We start from the raw sequence: 15259 nt of genomic DNA on the forward strand, positions 1-15259 counted from the left end.
GATCTTGGAGAAACCCTACTGCCAAACGTAGATCAAGAGAAACAGGATGATCCAAATCACATCGACGAAGTGCCAAAACAGCGAGGTGGCTGCTACGCCAAACTCGCCGCCTGCGTAGTTATTCGGCAAAAACGATCGTCCCAGCATAATCCCCTGCAAGAGCACGCCGGTCATCACGTGCAGACCGTGGAAGCCGGTCAGCAGGTAGAAGGTGCCGCCAAAGACGCCGTCGGTAAAGCCAAAGGGCAACCCCATCCACTCCACCGCCTGGCCGTAGAGAAAAAAGCTGCCCATGGCCATAGTCAGCAGCCAAAAGGCGCGAAAGCCCCAGAGATTTTCTTTGTGCAAAAACCGCTCAGCGAAGTAAATCACAAAGCTGCTCGACACCAGCACGATGGTATTGATCAGCGGCTCGCGTACTTCCAGGCCCTCAACCCCAGCGGGCAGCCAGTCGGTGATATTGGTCTTGTAGACCGTATAGCCCACAAAAAAGCTGAGGAAAATCACGCTTTCCGACAGCAGAAAGACGATGAAGCCAAACATGCGATGGTCTTCTTCTTCGTGCTCGGCGGCGTGGGGGCTGTGGGTGTTGAGGGTGGGGTCGAGGTTAGCTGTGCTCATTGATCAACTCTCCAGCAGGGTTGTTGGCAACTAGGGGTTCGTCGGAGCCGTAGCCGTAGGGGGCAGACACCACAATCGGAATTTCTTCAAAGTTTTCGACCGGTGGCGGCGAGGGAATCATCCACTCCAGGCCAATTGCATTCCAGGGGTTGGCCGGAGCTCGCTTGCCCAAGATCCACGAACTGATCATGTTGAGAATGAAGGGCAGGGTCGAAACCCCCAGCAAAAAACCACCCAGACTAGCGATCACATTCCAGTAGGCAAACTCGGGGTCGTAGGAGGCCACTCGCCGGGGCATGCCCATCAGCCCCAGGGGGTGCATGGGGAAAAAGTTGAGGTTGACGCCAATGAAGGTGAGCACAAAGTGCAGCTTGCCCAGGCCCTCGTAGTACATGTGGCCGGTCATTTTGGGGAACCAGTGGTAGATGGCGGCGTAGACCCCCATCACTGCCGCGCCATAAATCACGTAGTGGAAGTGGCCCACCACAAAGTAGGTGTTGTTGACATGAATATCGAAGGGCACCGCCCCCAGCATGACGCCGGTAATGCCCGCGAATAGAAAACAGACCAGGCCGCCTAGGGCAAACAGCATGGGCGTATCGAGCCGCAGCTTGCCGCCCCACACTGTGGCTACCCAGGCAAACACCTTTACCCCAGTGGGTACCGAGATCAGCATGGTCGAGAACATGAACAACATCCGCATCCAGCTGGGGGTGCCGCTGGCAAACATGTGGTGCACCCACACCATGGCGCTGAGCACGGTAATCACCACCGACGACACCACCACAAACTTGTAGCCAAACAGGGGCTTGCGGGCGTAGACCGGAAAGATTTCGGAGAAAAAGCCAAACACCGGCAGAATGATCACATAGACCGCCGGGTGGGAGTAAAACCAGAAGAAGTGCTGGTACAGCACGGGGTCGCCGCCCTTGGCCGGGTCAAAGAAGCTGGTGCCCGCCGTCAAATCCAGCAGCAGCATCACCGCTCCCGCCGTCAGTGCCGGTAGACCAAACAACTGAATCATCTGGGCGCTGAGCACTGTCCAGCAAAAGGCTGGCATTCTAAACCAGCCCATGCCGGGAGCCCGCATGCGAAAGATGGTGGTGACAAAATTGACCGCCCCCATAATTGACGACACCCCCGAGAGGGCCACCGCTATCAACCACAGCACCTGACCGTTAATTAAATTGCCGGTGGGGTTTTGCAGGCTGACTGGGGGGTAGGCCCACCAACCCGACTGTGACGGCCCGCCGGGTATAAAAAAGCTGACCATCAGCAGGGTGCCAAACACCGGCACTAGCCAAAAAGCGGCGGCGTTGAGCCTTGGGAATGCCATATCTCGCGCCCCAATTTGCAGGGGCACCAGGTAGTTGGCCAGGCCGTTGAGTACCGGAAATGTCCACATGAACAGCATGATGGTGCCGTGCATGGTGAATAGGGCGTTGTAGACGGTGCGATCGACCAGGTCGGCTTCGGGGGTGATCAGCTCGCCCCGCATCACCATGGCCAGCAGCCCGCCAATGAGAAAGAATACAAAGGCGGTGACGATGTACTGAATGCCGATCACTTTGTGGTCGGTGCTGAAACTGAAAAACCGCTGCCAGTTGTTGGGAGCACCGGGGAATGGCTGACCGCTCTTGGCGGCGATCGCATCGAGCGACGCATTACTCATAGCTATCTTCCTCAGCGCTGGCGAAGTTTACACGGGGGGGCGAGGCCGGCTCGACGGTTTTCCAGCCCGGACTAATGGGGCGATCGCTCGCTTTAGTGAACTCACGGAAGGCGCGGTTGCTGGCCTCGGTGAGGGGCCGGGCGGCGGCATCAGCCAGCCACTGCTGGTAAGCCTCCGCCGACTCAACCACCACGGTGCCCTGGTTGGCGGCAAAGTAGGTGCCGCTGTAGTCGGAGTCGCGCAGCCGGTAGCGCCCCTCGCGGATGGGGGTAAAGCCAAAGTCAATGGAGCTGCCGGGAATGATATCCTGCTTGACCCGAAAGGCGGGCACGTAGAACCCGTGCAGCACGTCCTCAGAAGTCAGCACCAGCCTAGCTCGCTCGTTGACCGGCAGGTGCAGCTCGGTGCTGGTGATGTTTTGGTCGGGGTAGTAAAACTCCCAGGCCCACTGGCGGGCATGGACTTCGATCGGGGTTTTCTCGGGCACCGCCGGCAGAGTCGCCGCTTCGGCAGCGGGCATCAGGCCCAGGCTGGGCACGTGGTTCATGTGCTCCATCGGGCCGAGAATGGCCATCTGGTCGTAGATCTGGTAGCTGTAGGTGGCAATCCAGATCACCAGCCCCAGGGGAATGGTGGTCCAGAGAATTTCGACCAGCAGGTTGCCTTCCACCGGAGGGCCGTCGCTGGTGTCGTACTTGTCGGCCCGCTGAAACAGCACCGAGTACAGCAGCGCCGCCGACACCCCGATAAAGATAAAGCTGCCGATGGTGGTCAAAAAGCCAAATAGGTCATCCACCAGTAGGGCCTCAGCGGAGGCCTGGGGCGGCATCCAGAGGTAGGCCTGGCGACCGACCCAGAGGCTGACGGCGGCATCGGCGATCGCCAGGGCGATCAGCTGGGCAACGGTACGAAACGAAAGACTGCGAGGTTCTCTTGATGTTGTCGGTGTGGTCATATCGCTGTAGTTCCTCTAGAGCTGGTTGGGGTTGCCCCCCGATCGCAGCAGTTGATCCGCCGTTACATGCACTCCAAACTCACCGCCCAGGTGAGCGCCCAGGGTGCCCTGGGCAAACATCAGCCCAAAGACCGCCAGCCCCACCAGCAGATAGCTCCACTGCACCTGACGAGCGCGGTCTTGCCGCCACAGGTAGCGCTGAAACCCTCGCCAGATGGTCATCCCTACGATCATGGTCAAAATCAACACGCCGCCCAAGCCGTGCCAGATCATCGTGTCTTTGAACCCCAGGCCCCAGTCGCTGACCCCATCGACGGCCATATCGGCCATCAAAATCTCGTAGAAGCCCGCCGCTACGGTAAAGAAGGTGATGATGGCGGCGGCCACCATGTTGTACCAACCCACGTCAAACAAATTGGAGCGGGTGGCCGGAATCGCCAAAAACTTAAACACCCGCTTTTCTAAGGGAAACAGTGCCCCGACGATATCAAAGCCGATCGCCACAATAAACAGACCGAGGGTCAAATGCACCAGGTTGGGATGAATGGGAATGCTGTAGGGCAGGTTGTTGGCTCCCGCCGCAATCAGAGGACTCATCATTACAGCAGCCCTCCTCGGGTGGCTTCGACCACCGGTTCGCTGTGCAGCCCGTAGACCCACACCAGCTTGTCGCCCAGATACACCTGAAATAGCACAATCACCGTCAGCAGAGCGTTTAGGCCCAGGTAAGGGATGGGCAGTTGTTCTGGCGTGCGAATGCGAATGATATAGCGCCAGCCGGTCAGGGCGGCGATGATGCCGGAGAGTGACCAGCCAATCAGGGTGTGTAGGTTCAAGTCACTGACGGCGGCGGGGTAGGGCTCGGATAGACCGGCTTCGATCTGGCCAAAGATGATGGCGATGAAGATAGAGACCGTGGCAAACACCATGTTCCACCAGCCCACCTCAAACAGGCGGGTGTTTTTGGTGAGGTAGCCCACTAGGTCGCAGACGACGGCAAACAGCACCATGGCGATGACGAAGTGCACCACGATGGGGTGAATGGTGTCGGGGTAGGGCAGATTATGGTCGTTGAGTGGGGGCAGATACTCAAACACAGAGCTTTCCTTGGGGGGTAGGGGGCTTGAGCTGAGAGAACAACACGGTTAGAGTCTAGCGTCTAGGCCGTTCTTGTGCTGGCAGCAGGCTGAGCATAACAAGCGGCTCTCTATAGGGTAGGTATCACAGCTAGCAATGGCTAGGGCCAGCTTAGGTGTGGGCAGATTCTCTCACTGGTGAAGCGGGTTCCGGGCGGATTTTTATGAAATGTTAATTCCTGGGGGGAGAATGGTGGTTTGCGGGTTGGGGTGGGCGCGATCGCACCTCTGTAGGGGCGCATGGCATGCACCTAGGGCAATATCTGTCGCGATAAATCAGGGATACCCCACGGGCGACGCGGCGCACAATTTTGGTCAAAAGCCAGATCTACCGCTGGGGCCATTTCGCTGGCCCCAGACCCCCATCGAGCAGGACGTTCCGTCGTCCTGCACCTCACGGAAAGGATTGGCCGATCATCGGTTTAAACCTTCGTTCTGCCAATGGGCCGTTTGGGAGCTGCGGTGAGGTTAATGCCCAAAGCCCTGATCTTCTAAGGCTTTCACCCTTCACACTCTCCCAGTCCCCCATCTACCCATCCACTCATCTACCCATCCACTCCCTTACTCATTCATATTCTTGTAGGTGGCGACTGCCGAGGGCGAGATTCGGTTTAGGTAGCGGAAGATCCAGTATTTGAAGATGGTGTCGAGGATCACGGGGAAGGTGGCGATGAATAGAAAGATAAAGTCGCGGTTGGCGGGGAAGCCCAGGTGGCGCGACAGGCCTTCTAGCAAGATTTCCCAGCCGTGAGGAGAGTGAAAGCCGACGAAGATGTCGGTGAACAGAATGATGATGAAGGCTTTGGCGCTGTCGCTGAGGCCGTAGACAATCTCATCCATGAAGGATTTGAGGGTGGCTACGTCCTGTTTGCGGTAGAGCAGCAGCAGCACAAAGGCGACGACGGCGGCGATGTCGGCAAAGACATTCTTGACGGCGCTGGCGCTGCGATCGCGGTATTCGTCCTCAATTTCGGTGGCTTTGGTGCGCACTCGCTGCTCAATACTTAGCTCTGAGAGGGGTGGGGCTTTACCAATTAGCACCTCAAACCGCAGCCGTTCTTCAAACTGCTGAAGTTCGTGGAGGGCTTCTTCCTCCATTTCAATATTGAGAAACACGTCGGCGGGTTCGGCTCCGGCCCGCACCCGGTCAACTACCGGCCCGACTAAAAACGCCTTGGTAAATTGCTGGGTCAGCAGCGGCACAATCACTAGCAGCAGCAAAAACCGAATGGCGGCGGTGGTTTTAGATTTAGAGCTACGAAACTCTTTGACTACCTCCTGTTCGGCGTTGGGGTCGAGGTCTTGGCGAATGCGATCGACGGTACGCAGAATGGAGCGGGGTAGCACATTGACCCGCTCAGAGAGCCCAGCAGCCCGCGTGCCGTCGGGGTCGGAGGCGTTGGTGTTAGCCGCCAGCCCCCCTGGGTTAGGGCCGCGCAACGCGCCATTAGGCTGCCCCGACCCAGGTTGATCACTACGCGCCTGGTTGGCTCGACTTCTCAAGACCTGGGCCGAGGGGGCAGGCTCTAGGCCACCGCTGGCTCCGTTGGCTAGGGTAATCACTCGCTCGGGGCTGGCCTCTAGGCTGGCATAGCGGGCTTGCACCTCATCGATCAGCCGCAGCTTACGAAAAAACAACGCCTGCTGGTCAATCACATTGACCGCCAGTTCGTCAGCCTCCGTCACGGGTACCTGCACCTCTAGAATGCGTGGATCGCTCACTCGCACTATTGAGCGACTGGTCCGAAACTCGACCATGCGCACCTTGATCAAGTTGAGGTATTTCTTCAGCTCGCTCTGAAAATACTCCATGGCGCTGTCGCCGTAGCTGCCGTAGCGGGCCGAAATTGGGTTGCCGCCAAAATACTCGCGCTCGATCGCCACAATCATTTGGGCCGCTTCGTAGGCTTGGTTGAGGGCGCGATCGGGCGTGCGAAAAAACCACCGCTGGGCACTGCGAAAAAAGCCGGAGTTCTGCATTAGATGGGGGTTGGCGCTGGATAGTCCAGATCCTACTACAGTCGGCTGGGGCGAGGGGGAGCACAGAGAAGTAGGTCAGGTCTAACTCCAGCCAAACCTAGAAGGCGATCGCACCCGGTCTAAACCGCCAAATCAGAAAAGTTACGATCCATTGCAGCCCACCCCGTTTGCAGACCACTGCGACGAATGCCGCCCTGCTGACTGTCGAAGCCAATGATCTCACCGCCCAGCTCAGGCACGATGCGGCAGGCGTAGAGCCCCTGAGCCTCGGGGGAGAGCACGTAGTTGGCGGGGTGCGATCGCAGCACCTTAGCGCGATCGCAATTTGCGGTCCACAACTGGGGCAGCGTGACGCCGTGAAGCCCACCAGCCCCCCCGGTTCCCGGAGAAAAATCGTACTTGGCCCAGCAGGAGAACACCAGCTCATAACGGCCCTGGGCCTGCCGATAGAGCTGGGGGACTTCCATCTCGGCGTAGCCACAGGGCTCTAGGAGAGGGGTGAGATACTCCCATTCGCGGGCTCCGCGCACTACCTCAGTAAAGTGGTCATCGGCCACTTGCAAAAGGCCAACCACACCGCTCTGGCCGAGGGGGCCATTCAGCGCCTTAGCCGACACCAGCATAAAAATTTGGCCCCGGTCGCGGTGGCGAAACAAAAATGGATCGCGCCAGGCATGAATGGTCAGATCGTCGGCAACCCCTTTGGTTTGATAGCCAAAGTTTGGCTTGAGCTGGGTGTCAAAAAACTGCCACTGGTGAGACCACAAATCGTCGGTGTAGGCCACTCCTATGCTCTGGGTTAGGCCATCGTCTTGGTGGCGATCGCGTGACGTGTAAAACATCAGATAGCCGTTGTGGAGCTGAATTACATCGCCACTCCAGAGGCAGGTGTTGGCCCAGTGGTTGGCAGGCGGGTGGAGCACGTCGTAGCTCTGGTCGTCGCCCCAGTCGATGGTGACAAAGTCTGATGTGGTGGCATGGCCCACGCAGGCGGCATAGTGATGCTGAGCCGTTGAAACTAAACCGTGATCAGCATTTAAGTAAAAAAGATGAAACAGCTGAGTCTCGTGGTCAAAGTGGTACCAAAAATCCCACACGTGGCGGCTGGGATGGCGTACAGCAGGGGGCATTGGAAAGGAGGCCAGAGGGAATGCGGCAGGAACGGCCATAGCTAAGGTTTGCTCAAAGGCGGGGTCAGCGATCGCCGGAACGGTTCCATTCTACCGAAGCCACTTTGACCCGATTGCCACCGCCCAAAACATCGGCGTAAACCTCTACCTCAAATGCCGTAGAATCCTCTCCTGGCCTTGCTTTTAGCCCTTCTGACCACCCTTTATGATGGGTACTATGAGGTACAGACACAGGCAGTATGAAGATTCAATCCTCGGTATTGGTTCATTTAGGCTTTGGAAAATATGTGCGATCGGACCAGGTGACCTCACTACAGCCGGTTGAGGAGGAGCGCGGCCCCGGACGGCGGACGTTTGTGTATCTAGAAGGGCAGACTGACCCCATTGTGGCCTCGCGGGCCGAGGACACCATCGTGCGCGATTTGGTGCAGGAGCCCCGCGAGGTGATTCAGTCGCGGCAGCAGCAGGAGATTTTGACCGACCTGCTAGAGGATTTGTCAAAGGTCAACTCGACGGTGCGCCGCATCAGCCGTGACGAGGGCGGCCTCGATCTCGACCAGCTCGAGCACCGGATTCAGCGGGTGCTGGAGGCGTGATAACGGCAATAATTGACAAGAGAAATTTTTGTTTAGGCTGAATGATAGGCGATCGCTTCATGAGTAGAATGGTCGTGTTCAGAATTGAGTAAAAGATGAAAGCGTCTAAAACTCTAGTTTTGGTAAAAATTTCGCGCTTTAAGTAGTGCGCTGAATGCAGCTTTATGGAGAATGAAGTCAATTTTCAATTCACCATAAAGCTGCAATTTCTAGATCCTTTCTGGAGTTAAAGCAATAACACTTTTTGCGAAGTCGCTGATGATCTTTAAAAAATTATCTCGACTTTCTATCATACTCTCGAGAATAATCCCTTGCTGTTCAATTTGCTCTTTCGATAAAGCGAAGATAGGAACATTGTGCTTCTGTGACTGAGCCATCAATGAATTGAAATCAGCAATATTTGCCAAGTTATATGGCGTGTCGGCAGAAACATGCTCTTGAAACTCTTGTTTTTGAATCACCATATTCTCTTTTGATAGAGCAGGAACTAGCTGACTATCTACAGTCTCTTTAATGCGATCAATCCATCTTTGAAATGAACTTGCTGGTGCTCCACTACGTGGACGATACTTTTGAGATATAAAACCTATGAAAACTGGTGGAGAAGCTGGAATTGGATACAGCAAGGAGGAATCACGAAATTCTTTGATAGTGCTATTCCAACGAGGTAATACAGCGGATAACGACTTTATTGCTTGCTGGCAAAAGAAGTCTGGAAAAGTTGGGACAATAAAGTAGTCGCTTGCCATCAATAGACACTCGTTAAGAGCTCCAATACTTGGGCTCATATCAATAAGTACATAGTGAAAACCATGTTTTCTTGCTGTTTCGCGAAGCAAAAATCCAAAACTTCCAGGAATGTTCCTAAGTGCAGGTATTGTTTTTCCAGTGCCTAATGAAACTGATATCTGGGTTTCTGACTCTGACAGCTTGATGTTTCCCGCCAAAAGATGCAAATTTGGATTTTGAGTGGGTATGGGAGAAGCTGCTTCTAATGGACGTTGTTGACCATCTAAAACTGGTTGAACCGCAGTGTATAAATCACATCCTGGATGCTCTGAATAAAATACCTCAAAATCCTCGACCGCGTTATAATCTAAAACCAAACCTGTTAGATTGCATTGTGGGTCTGCATCTACGATTAAGGTTTTGTAGCCTAAATCGGCAAGAGCCCATCCTAAATTAAAAGCGGTAGTTGTTTTACTTACGCCACCTTTATGATTAAATAAAGAGATGATTTTTGTCATGATATACCTGTAAATTCGTTCGAGCTACCTTAAATATATTTTATATCAATAAATCAAACGAACCTTGTTTACTTAAATTTCTTTTTGTATGACTGAATTACAGTGAATTCCTTGTAAAGAACATTCTTATTCTTTAAGAATGGAATAAAATGATGTCTTCTGTGAAAATCCTAAAATGATAACTTCGAGGGAAATTTTTACTTAGCAGGATCTATTCATCCCAATAATTAATCTATTTCTCTAGTTCAGAAATATATGTAGTTATTTTCAGCATTTTTTATCACCTTACCTCTATGATTTCCCAGGGTTGACGGGGAGCCCTATACCGGTATTTTTTATCATTACGCCCTTCTTCTCGAACGGTGGCCATGTAGAATTCGAAAATCTTAGTGCTATCTGTCAGTGCTTCCGAGACTGACAACTTAGTGGTGCAGAAAACTCATGACAGTCTCAGTTGGTGCAAGTGGAGCCTTACTCGTACTTTTCGCCGCTGAGAATGAAGATCGGATCGACCGCCGTAAACACCTGGTAGTTGCCCTTGGTCTCCAGTCGATTGACGGCGGGTTGCGCCGCCTCAATGTTGCGCACGCGCAGGTGGGCAAAGGTTTCAGATACCGTGTAAAGGGTTTCGAGGTTACCGGCGGTAACGACCACTCGGCCCAGCGAGGGCAGGTAGTCCCAGGCGGCGAGCAAAATGTCTTTGAGGTTGCGCCCACCCTCCACAAAAATGCAGTCAGGGTGGTGGGGCAGTTCGTCTAGGCAGTCGGGGGCGCTGCCCTGAATCACCTGCACGTTGGAGAGGCCAAAGCGATCGCAGTTGCGCCGAATCAAATCCGCCACATCGCCGTCGCGTTCGACCGCCACCACCCGGCCCCCAGGAATCATCAGCGCCGCCTCGATCGCCAGGGTGCCAGTGCCCGCGCCGATATCCCACAGCACGTCTTTGGGCTTGAGCCGCAGGTAGCCCAGCAGCAGCATCCGCACCTCCCGACAGCTGAGAGGAATGCCGGGCAACTGCTCAAACAAATGGTCAGGAATGCCAGGGGTAGCGTAGGGCCAAAGGTTAACCATAGGACGTGAAAGAACAGCGCTGGCTCTATTATCGCTATGGCGTCAAGCGATCGCGGCAACAGTGCAAAGCCAGACAGGCTCACCAACAAGGCATAATGGGTAAAGATTCAGGTTGGCTGATTAAGCCAACGGTCCCTAGCCTGTCTTGCCCCATCGTGCCCCTTCAATGAATTACCTGGTAGCTGTCTTAGACAACCGCATCAAAGCCGAAGAAGCCTATAGCGCCCTAGAAGAGGCCAGCCTGCCCAAAGACAACATCGACATTTTGGGCAAAGGCTTTAAAACCGCCGATGAATTTGGTCTGATCGACCCCGCCGACCAGGCCTGGAAGCAAATTCGCCTCATGATGATCTGGCTAGTGCCCTTTGGCTTTATTGCCGGGTTTAGCTTCAACCTAATCACCGGGTTAGACACCTTCGCCTTTACGGGCCGGCTGGGCAACCAGATTCTCGGCGGGCTGTTAGGCGCTGGCGGCGGAGCCATGGGAGCCTACTTTATCGGTGGCGGCATGGGCATTCTCGGCAGTGGCGATGCGCTCTCCTACCGCAACCGGCTCAACGATGGCAAATTTTTAGTCGTGGTGCGCGGCTCCGAGGCAGTGGTGCGCCAGGCCACCCCCATTCTGCGCAAGTTTCGCCCCGAAAACATTCAGGGCTATGCAGGACGCTAGGGTAATCTACCGCTCAAAACCTCTCGCTCAGCGGGTCGTTCTACCCCAGGGGCCAAGGGCTGTTTACTCGATTGCGCCCCTCATCCGCTCCTCTATAGGACAATGGCTAGGTGTCTCCAATGTCCCCCATGAGCAAAGACGTCATTATCATCGGCAGCGGCATTGGTGGCCTCTGCTGTGGAGCCTTGCTGGCCCGCTACGGCTACCGCGTCACGGTTTGTGAGAGCCACACGATTGCAGGCGGAGCCGCCCACGGCTTTGAGCGCGAGGGCTATACCTTCGATTCGGGGCCGTCGCTCTATTCGGGTATGTCCTACCGAGGGTCTACCAACCCCCTGCGCCACGTGCTCGATGCGGTAGGCGAAGGCGACACCGTTACCTGGGCCAACTACGATACCTGGGGTGTGCGCCTGCCCGAAGGCGACTTTGACACCACCGTGGGCAATGACCAGTTTGCCGAGGTGCTGCACCGCCTACGGGGCGAGGCCGCCGTGGAAGAATGGCGTCGTCTACAAGCCGCGATGGTGCCCCTAGGCAAAGCCGCCACCGCTCTACCTGCCGCCGCCCTGCGGCTAGACGGGGGCGCATGGCAAACCGTTGCCCCCTACGCCTGGAACCTGCTGCGCAACGCCCCGGCCCTAGCTCAGTCGAGCAATCCCTTCAGCTCGGTGCTCGATCGCACCACTACTGACTCCTTCATTCGCCACTGGATGAATCTGCTCTGCTTTTTACTCTCGGGCCTACCCGCCGAGGGCACCAGCACTGCCGAAATGGCCTTTATGTTTGCCGAGTGGTACCGTCCCGGCGTCACCCTCGACTACCCCATCGGCGGCAGCGCGGCCCTGGTTGATGCCCTGGTGCGGGGCCTGAAAAATTTTGGCGGCACCCTGCGGCTGGGCACTCACGTGAAAAAAATTTTGGTAGACCACGGGCGCGCCACCGGAGTTACCCTCCGGTCTGGAGAAGTGCTCAGAGCCAGCACCATAATCGCCAACGCCTCGATTTGGGACACGCTCAAGCTGGTGCCGGAGGGCGCATTGCCTCAAGACTTCGTCACAGAACGTCAGGCCACTACCCCCTGCCCCAGTTTTCTACACCTGCACCTGGGTATTGACGGCGAAGGATTGCCGCCCGACCTAGCCTGCCACTACATCACCGTGGAAGACTGGGAACGGGGCATTGATGCCCCCCAAAACTTGATTGTCATGTCAATTCCCACGGTGCTCGACCCGTCGCTGGCTCCACCGGGCAAACATACGATCCATGTCTATACCCCCGCCACCGAGCCCTACGACCTGTGGGAGGGGTTAGATCGCCGCAGTGCTGAGTATGCAGACTTGAAGAAAACGCGGGCAGAACCCCTCTGGCAGGCCCTAGAGCGCATCATCCCCGACGTGCGCCAGCGAGTAGAGGTCGAACTGGTGGGCACACCTCTCACCCACGAGCGCTTTTTGCGCTGCCACCGGGGCAGCTACGGCCCCGCCATCTCGGTTCAGGATGGTCTGTTCCCAGGGCCAAAGACCCCGCTTGAGGGGTTACTCTGCGTAGGCGGCTCCACGTTTCCGGGAATTGGTCTGCCAGCGGTGGCGGCTTGCGGGCTGATCACCGCCAACACCCTGGCCTCTGTCAGCCAGCACCGGGCGATGCTCAGAGATGCCCTGGGATGAATGTCATTACATTCAGGCTGGTGAGCAGTGCCCTAAACTCAGGCTGGTGGGCAGTGCCCACCCTTGTATCTTTAGAGGTGTGTGGCAGACCGTCCCACCCTAGGTTGTCCAAAACCGAACGTAGCATGGGTCGCTGCACACCTCTGAAGTTAACTCGCAAAATCGCCAGGAGCTTAGACTCCGTATCGAGCAAGGACGAGTGATGTCAGATTAACCTCCTACACGGGTGGATACAACCATGACTGAACTATCACAAGCGCATCAATGGGTTGGCATTGACGTATCCAAGCGCACCTTAGATGTGTACGTCCGTCCACTTGGATTAAGCGTTCAGGTGGCCAACAGTGACTCTGGTTTAAGAGAGTTGCTACAGGCGTTAACGGCGTTTCGTCGCGAGACGAGTCTGATTGTGCTGGAAGCGACCGGGGGCTATCAAGCCCTGGCGGCGCGAACGTTGATGGCGGAGGGCTGGCCCGCCGTTGTGGTGAATCCACGTCAAGTGCGTGATTTTGCCCGGGCCACGGGGCGCATGGCTAAAACAGACAAAATTGATGCCGAGGTGTTGGCTCACTTTGCCGATGCCATCCGTCCAGAGGTACGGGCGATGGCGAGTGAGGCCAGTCAACACCTTCAAGACCTCGTCACGCGACGGCAGCAACTCGTCGAGATGATGAGTGCCGAAAAAGCCCGGCAACGCTCAGCACGAGCCAGGACGGGTCAGAGCATTGAGCAGCATATTGACTGGCTCAAGCAACAGATCCAAGACCTCGATACCCAGATTGAGCAGCTCATCGCCCAGAGCGATCAGTGGCAGCGCACCCGCGAGATCCTCACCAGTGTGCCGGGTATTGGGGCTGTGACGACGGGGCTCCTCTTGGCCTCACTCCCCGAGTTAGGACAGATCTCAGCGAAGCGCCTAGCCAGCTTGTGTGGCCTCGCCCCGTTCAACCGCGATAGCGGCCAGATGCGGGGTAAGCGGATGATTAGCGGCGGTCGAGCCACCGTGCGCACAGGCCTCTACATGGCCGCGTTAGTCGCCACTCGCCATAATCCGGTCATTCGCGATTACTACCAGCGCCTGCTGCAGCGGGGAAAACTCAAAAAGGTTGCCCTGGTGGCCTGCATGCACAAACTGGTGATTATTCTCAATGCCATGGTAGAACATGACACCCTCTGGCAGGCTCCGGCTTGCTCCCTGCCCGCCGCCACATAAGGAACAGCAAGACTCTGTCTGATGCAGGCAGGGCTCCTGGCTTGATTTCCGCTGCCATCCCGCCGAGGCTAATCGCATAGCAGGATGAGCTTGACAAAGAAGATAATCGCTACGGCAGCTTAATAGCTTATTTCAGTGACAGTCCACCCTAAGTTAACCAAGCGGGCTGGGTTCAAAACGGTAGCCTGCGGGTGGTGAGCATTTGGTAGCCATAGCCCATGGCCAGCAGCGATACCAGAAATTGCCACAGGCTGGTGGGGTTGAGAATGGCACGACTACTGGCAAAGACACAGAGAATGCCGAATGCGATCGCCACCCAGCCCGCCGACTTCGCCCCAGAGGGCAAAAACACCAGCATAAACACCCCAACCGCTAGCGACAGCACTGACAAATCAGCCGCAATGCCGCGCCACCAGGGATAAGCCGACGTAGTAAAGAAAATATTCTTACCCAAAAAGTAAATCCCTAAAATCATTAGGGCAAACCCAATCAGGGGAGTCAATAGCCGCATAGTTAACCTCGTCAGTACAGTTCAGCACACCCAAATTCTTTAGTCTTCGAGGGGTCCTCCAGCCCGGTTCAAGCTCCAGGCAATCAGCAGCGGCACTCCCAGCCCAATCGCCAAATTCAGCAGCAGCCACCCATAGGAGGCAGGGCCACCAAACCCGTGAATATAGAAACCTCGGCGGGTTGACGACAGTAGCGTATCCCAAATCAAATGGGCGCTGACGCCCACCGACAGGCCCATGGCCCCGTCTCGCACCAGGTTAGCCGCTGTTTTTTGCCAGGCGGCCAGGGCCGGATGCTGGACAAACCAAATCCATCCGCTGAGCAACCCCATCGGTATGAGTACCGAGTGAAACAACCAGCTCCGGTGAATTAGAAACCGTAGCCCGGTGGCCTTGTAGAGGGGAATATCCCAATCGGGGAAGGCCATATAAAAGAAGGTACCGCTGAGCAGCGGCACCCCTAGCTTGCGAAAGAAAAACAGGCCGCTAGCCCCCCAGATCACCATGACTAAAAAGCAGATTGGGTTGATGGTCGCCGCTGCGCCCCGGTGATTGCGCTCTAGCACCCACCAAAAACCAACGCCAGTAGCAATACCTACGGCAAAATGAAGCAGCTTGTCCAATAGTGCAGGCATTAGAGAGCGTAGGAATCCGATTATGACTACAAGGCCAAAGCTAGGATTCCCGAAACGTTCTCGCCCGCAGACAGATCAATCATTACCAGTTGGCACTGAGATCGCTTTCCCATGAGTGGAAACGTGGGTCTGGAAATTGGTGGGTGGCAAGGTCTAG

Annotated in this window: 15 protein-coding genes; 4 read left to right on the forward strand and 11 right to left on the reverse strand. The window is 55.8% G+C overall.

The features are described 5' to 3' along the window. Positions 1-15 precede the first annotated feature (15 nt). The 7 genes from RRF56_RS07425 to RRF56_RS07455 form a co-directional block, all read right to left on the reverse strand. Positions 16-621 carry a heme-copper oxidase subunit III gene (locus RRF56_RS07425; RefSeq protein WP_317037001.1) on the reverse strand — a complete coding sequence of 202 codons (606 nt, stop codon included), beginning with the start codon at positions 619-621 and terminating at the stop codon, positions 16-18. Then, positions 608-2293, reverse strand: a complete 1686-nt coding sequence (ctaD, locus tag RRF56_RS07430) for a cytochrome c oxidase subunit I (RefSeq protein ID WP_317037002.1) — start codon at positions 2291-2293, stop codon at positions 608-610. The genes RRF56_RS07425 and ctaD overlap by 14 nt, the downstream gene beginning before the upstream one ends. Continuing rightward, the gene (locus RRF56_RS07435; RefSeq protein ID WP_317037003.1) at positions 2286-3248 is read right to left on the reverse strand and encodes a cytochrome c oxidase subunit II; all 963 of its coding nucleotides are present in this window, start codon (positions 3246-3248) and stop codon (positions 2286-2288) included. The genes ctaD and RRF56_RS07435 overlap by 8 nt, the downstream gene beginning before the upstream one ends. 15 nt (positions 3249-3263) lie before the next feature. Beyond that, positions 3264-3848, reverse strand: a complete 585-nt coding sequence (locus RRF56_RS07440; RefSeq protein WP_317037004.1) for a DUF2231 domain-containing protein — start codon at positions 3846-3848, stop codon at positions 3264-3266. Further along, the gene (locus RRF56_RS07445) at positions 3848-4345 is read right to left on the reverse strand and encodes a DUF2231 domain-containing protein (protein ID WP_317037005.1); all 498 of its coding nucleotides are present in this window, start codon (positions 4343-4345) and stop codon (positions 3848-3850) included. The genes RRF56_RS07440 and RRF56_RS07445 overlap by 1 nt, the downstream gene beginning before the upstream one ends. Positions 4346-4945: 600 nt before the next feature. Next, on the reverse strand, positions 4946-6364 hold the full coding sequence (locus RRF56_RS07450) for a proton extrusion protein PcxA (protein ID WP_317037006.1): 1419 nt from the start codon (positions 6362-6364) through the stop codon (positions 4946-4948). A gap of 119 nt (positions 6365-6483) precedes the next feature. Then, entirely contained in the window at positions 6484-7494 is a 1011-nt protein-coding gene (locus tag RRF56_RS07455; protein ID WP_317037007.1) for a beta-fructosidase, read from the reverse strand. Between the two features lie 239 nt (positions 7495-7733). Here RRF56_RS07455 and RRF56_RS07460 point away from each other — a divergent pair, with 239 nt between their 5' ends. Next, positions 7734-8090, forward strand: coding sequence for a hypothetical protein (locus tag RRF56_RS07460; protein WP_317037008.1), 357 nt, complete (start codon positions 7734-7736; stop codon positions 8088-8090). A gap of 209 nt (positions 8091-8299) precedes the next feature. Here RRF56_RS07460 and RRF56_RS07465 read toward each other — a convergent pair whose 3' ends face one another. Together RRF56_RS07465 and cbiT are read right to left on the reverse strand one after the other, a co-directional pair. Beyond that, entirely contained in the window at positions 8300-9337 is a 1038-nt protein-coding gene (locus RRF56_RS07465; protein WP_317037009.1) for a ParA family protein, read from the reverse strand. 471 nt (positions 9338-9808) lie between these two features. Further along, positions 9809-10408: a precorrin-6Y C5,15-methyltransferase subunit CbiT gene (cbiT, locus tag RRF56_RS07470; RefSeq protein WP_317037010.1), complete on the reverse strand. Its 600-nt coding sequence runs from the start codon at positions 10406-10408 to the stop codon at positions 9809-9811. A 166-nt stretch (positions 10409-10574) separates the two neighbouring features. Between cbiT and RRF56_RS07475 the strand changes: the two genes are divergently transcribed. From RRF56_RS07475 to RRF56_RS07485, 3 genes are all read left to right on the forward strand, one after another. Beyond that, entirely contained in the window at positions 10575-11078 is a 504-nt protein-coding gene (locus RRF56_RS07475) for a hypothetical protein (RefSeq protein ID WP_317037011.1), read from the forward strand. 128 nt (positions 11079-11206) lie between these two features. Then, on the forward strand, positions 11207-12745 hold the full coding sequence (locus tag RRF56_RS07480) for an NAD(P)/FAD-dependent oxidoreductase (RefSeq protein WP_317037012.1): 1539 nt from the start codon (positions 11207-11209) through the stop codon (positions 12743-12745). Between the two features lie 238 nt (positions 12746-12983). Then, entirely contained in the window at positions 12984-13958 is a 975-nt protein-coding gene (locus RRF56_RS07485) for an IS110 family transposase (RefSeq protein ID WP_317033747.1), read from the forward strand. A gap of 172 nt (positions 13959-14130) precedes the next feature. Here RRF56_RS07485 and RRF56_RS07490 read toward each other — a convergent pair whose 3' ends face one another. Together RRF56_RS07490 and RRF56_RS07495 are read right to left on the reverse strand one after the other, a co-directional pair. Beyond that, positions 14131-14469 carry a hypothetical protein gene (locus tag RRF56_RS07490; protein ID WP_317037013.1) on the reverse strand — a complete coding sequence of 113 codons (339 nt, stop codon included), beginning with the start codon at positions 14467-14469 and terminating at the stop codon, positions 14131-14133. Positions 14470-14508: 39 nt separating this feature from the next. Further along, positions 14509-15102, reverse strand: a complete 594-nt coding sequence (locus RRF56_RS07495) for a hypothetical protein (RefSeq protein ID WP_317037014.1) — start codon at positions 15100-15102, stop codon at positions 14509-14511. Positions 15103-15259: the final 157 nt, after the last annotated feature.

The sequence above is a fragment of the Nodosilinea sp. E11 genome (assembly GCF_032813545.1).
Taxonomy (GTDB): Bacteria; Cyanobacteriota; Cyanobacteriia; order Phormidesmidales; family Phormidesmidaceae; genus Nodosilinea.